Annotated in this window: 5 protein-coding genes; 4 read left to right on the top strand and 1 reads right to left on the bottom strand. The window is 36.8% G+C overall.

Translation table 11 applies throughout. The annotated features are described in order from the left end of the window. Window positions 1–62 precede the first annotated feature (62 nt). Window positions 63–668 (bottom strand): ribonuclease HII, encoded by a 606-nt coding sequence (locus ACY65O_RS04000; protein WP_462219557.1) that lies wholly within the window; start codon window positions 666–668, stop codon window positions 63–65. 89 nt (window positions 669–757) lie between these two features. Between ACY65O_RS04000 and ACY65O_RS04005 the strand changes: the two genes are divergently transcribed. The 4 genes from ACY65O_RS04005 to ACY65O_RS04020 form a co-directional block, all read left to right on the top strand. Continuing rightward, complete coding sequence (locus tag ACY65O_RS04005; RefSeq protein ID WP_462219558.1) at window positions 758–1684, top strand: COX15/CtaA family protein; 927 nt, start codon at window positions 758–760, stop codon at window positions 1682–1684. A gap of 92 nt (window positions 1685–1776) precedes the next feature. Beyond that, window positions 1777–2388 (top strand): 2Fe-2S iron-sulfur cluster-binding protein, encoded by a 612-nt coding sequence (locus tag ACY65O_RS04010; RefSeq protein ID WP_462219559.1) that lies wholly within the window; start codon window positions 1777–1779, stop codon window positions 2386–2388. Next, window positions 2385–3362, top strand: coding sequence for an FAD binding domain-containing protein (locus tag ACY65O_RS04015; protein ID WP_462219560.1), 978 nt, complete (start codon window positions 2385–2387; stop codon window positions 3360–3362). The genes ACY65O_RS04010 and ACY65O_RS04015 overlap by 4 nt, the downstream gene beginning before the upstream one ends. Window positions 3363–3388: 26 nt before the next feature. Beyond that, on the top strand, window positions 3389–3607 hold a 219-nt coding region (locus ACY65O_RS04020), incomplete at its 3' end, for a hypothetical protein (protein WP_462219561.1).

Here is a 3607-nt window from a genome sequence, read left to right on the forward strand (position 1 = left end):
ATTTTTATCTGGTAGTAACGAAAAAATTATCAGGAAAGCATTTTACTACTCCGGTGTTTTTATTATAACAGCGTTGCCTGTTCTTTTGAGGAGGGCAAAATATTAAAACTTTTACGGTGCAGTGCACATAATCCATTTTCATCAATAGCCTTGCGGTGTAACGCTGTACCGTAGCCTTTATTTTTATCCCAGCCATAAAAAGGAAATGCGGCATGGGCTTTTTGCATAAATTCATCACGGTGGGTTTTTGCTAAAATACTTGCGGCTGCAATAGATGCATATTTACCATCGCCTTTAATTATACACTGATGATTTATTTTTTTGTAGGGTTTAAAACGGTTGCCATCAATTAATAAAAACTCCGGCACTGTTGTTAAATTATCTATAGAAAGATGCATGGCTTTAAAACTTGCCTGTAAAATATTTATTTTATCAATCTCATTATTATGAACCGAGGCAACTGCAAAAGCAATACTTTCTTTTTCAATAACCGGCCTTAATAAATCTCTTTCTTTTTCTTTAAGTCGTTTACTATCGTTTAATAATGGATGAAAAAAGTCTGCAGGTAAAATTACCGCAGCCGCAAATACAGGCCCGGCATAGCAACCACGTCCGGCTTCGTCAAGGCCGGCTTCGGTAAGTTTAGTTTGATAGTGTGATAACAGCATCTTTGTTAAACAAATATCTGCTAAAAGAATAAAAAACTAATTGTTTACCGATAACAATTTTTACTGCAGTAAATTTGCTGCATCTATTTATGAGTAATATCAAACGCTGGGCACTCGCCACTTTTATTCTTTGTTTTTTAGTAATAATCGCAGGTGGCGTGGTACGCACCACACAAAGCGGTATGGGTTGCCCCGACTGGCCAAAATGTTTTGGCAAATGGATACCGCCTACAAATGCCAGCGAACTGCCTGCCGACTTTGAAAAATATTTACGCAAACAGGATATTGACCATACTTTTAATGCGCTGCACACGTGGATTGAATATATTAACCGTTTGTTGGGAGTTCTTTTAGGGTTTTTTGGACTGGTTCAGTTTGCAATGTTATTTTTTAAGAGAAAAGAATTTAATAAACCTTACAAATTAGCCATTGCTTTTTTAGTTACTGTAATACTTACCGGTTTGTTTGGCGCCATTGTGGTAAAATTAAATCTTGCCCATGCAAGTATTTCTGTTCATTTATTATTTGCAATAATATTAGTACAAATACAATTGGCATTATTACTTTCTCTTAATAAAAAATTACTTACAATACACGTTAATAATAAAGTAAGACAATCACTCTTTATTTTTTTAATCCTGTTATTTTGTCAGACTGTTTTAGGCACAATGGTACGCATGTATGTTGATGATGTTTCAAAAACATTACACTATGAGCAAAGGGAAACCTGGCTGGCAGCCACGCCAGTTGCTTTTTTAATACACCGCAGTTTTTCGTGGTTAATTTTAGCAGGTGCTTTGTTCTTAGCCTGGCATTGCAGAAATATGCAGGCAATAAAAAATAAAATATTTGTATTGGCTTCAATTATTGTGCTCAGTATGATAACAGGTATAGTTTTATTTTATGCCAACATGCCTGCTGCAGCGCAACCTGTTCATTTATTACTGGCTGCATTGGCCCTTACACAAACTGTTGCGGTTTTGCTGCAAATAAAGTTGAGCAGCAAGTCTGTTTAAATTCCCTCTAAAAAAATAGTATGTCTTTTTAGTTAATCAAATTTGTATATTTGAAAGAGATAATCTTTTATTTATTCTGTTAACCTCCAAGTATGATTAATCGAGAAGAAAAAGAATTGCTGATGGGTTCTTCCCGGCGTGATTTTTTAAAAAAATCTGCCGCACTAACTGCTGTTGCTGTTATTCCTGCTGCAATAGATACCGCTGCTAAAAAAAGGCTGGATGAAAAATATGCTTACCAGCTGGAGCAAATGCCTTTATCAATTGAAATTAATGGCGTACAAAAAAATCTAAAGGTAGATACAAGAACAACATTGCTGGATTTATTAAGAGAAGAATTGCACTTGACGGGCACAAAAAAAGGTTGCGATCACGGGCAATGCGGCGCATGCACTGTACATGTAAATGGTAAAAGAATAAATGCCTGCTTAACATTAGCCCTAATGCAAAACGGAAATAAAATTACTACAATAGAAGGTTTGGCTAATGGAGATGAACTGCACCCGATGCAAAAAGCATTTATTAAATGCGATGGCTTTCAGTGCGGCTATTGCACACCGGGGCAGATAATGTCGGCAGTAGCATGTGTGGCAGAAGGCTATGCTAAAAATGAAGAACAAATAAAAGAATTTATGAGTGGCAACCTTTGCCGCTGTGGTGCCTACAACGGAATTGCTAACGCTATAAAAGAAGTTGCCCAATGAAACCATTTACATTTTTAAAAGCGGTGGATATAAAAACTGCACAAACAGGCTACAAAAAAAATGCAGCTTCGCAATTTATTGCAGGAGGTACTAACCTGCTGGATCTGATGAAGAAAGAAATTGCTTTGCCGGGCAACGTTATTGATATCAATCAAATTGCTTTAAAAGAAATTAAGAGTGATGGCGCAGGTATTACTATTGGTGCACTTGCTTTAAACAGTGTGGCGGCAGAACATTCAGAAATTATCAATAATTATCCTTTAGTTTCAAAAGCGTTGCTGGCTGGCGCTTCGCCACAAATAAGAAATATGGCTACCACCAGTGGTAATATTTTACAAAGAACAAGATGTCCTTATTTTTATGATGTTGCTATGCCCTGCAATAAAAGGCAACCGGGAACTGGCTGTGGCGCTAAAGAAGGATTAAACAGGATGTCGGCAATTTTTGGTGCATCCGAAAATTGTGTGGCAGTACACCCAAGCGATTTTTGTATCGCACTGGCAGCATTAGACGCAAAAGTTGTGGTGCAAAGCGATGGTAAAGAAAGCAGCATTCCTTTTAAAGATTTTCACCGTCTGCCGGGCAACACACCCGATAAAGATAACAACCTTACTAAAGGAAGTTTAATTACAAAAATTGTTATTCCTAAAAATAATTTCAATAAAAATTTTCATTACTTAAAAATACGAGACAGGGCTTCGTATGCCTTTGCACTCGTTTCTGTTGCAGTTGGTTTGCATATAGAAGGAGGAAAAATTAAAGCCGCAACTATTGCAGCAGGTGGTGTAGCGCACAAGCCGTGGCGTTTATATGAAGCAGAACAATTTTTAACAGGTAAAGCAGTATCTGAAGAAATATTTAAGCAAGCTGCAGCAATTGCCATTAAAAACGCAAAGCCTTTACAACACAATGGTTTTAAAATAAAAATGCTGCAGAATGGTATAGAGCTGGCGCTGAAAAATGCATCGGCATAAAATTATTCAACTATAAATTTTTTACAATGGGCTTTTTTGATAATGATAATTTAAGTACTCCAACAGCCGATGACAGGGTTGATGGTAAACATAAAGTTACCGGCACGGCAACCTATGCAGCAGAGTATAAAATTGAAAATTTGGTATATGGGGTATTAGCAGGCAGCACTATTGCAAAGGGAATAATTGTATCGATAGATATAAAAGAAGCAAAAAATGCACCTGGCGTACTGGAAATTATTACG

It is taken from the genome of Ferruginibacter sp. (assembly GCF_031430955.1).
In the GTDB taxonomy this organism is placed as follows: Bacteria; Bacteroidota; Bacteroidia; order Chitinophagales; family Chitinophagaceae; genus Ferruginibacter.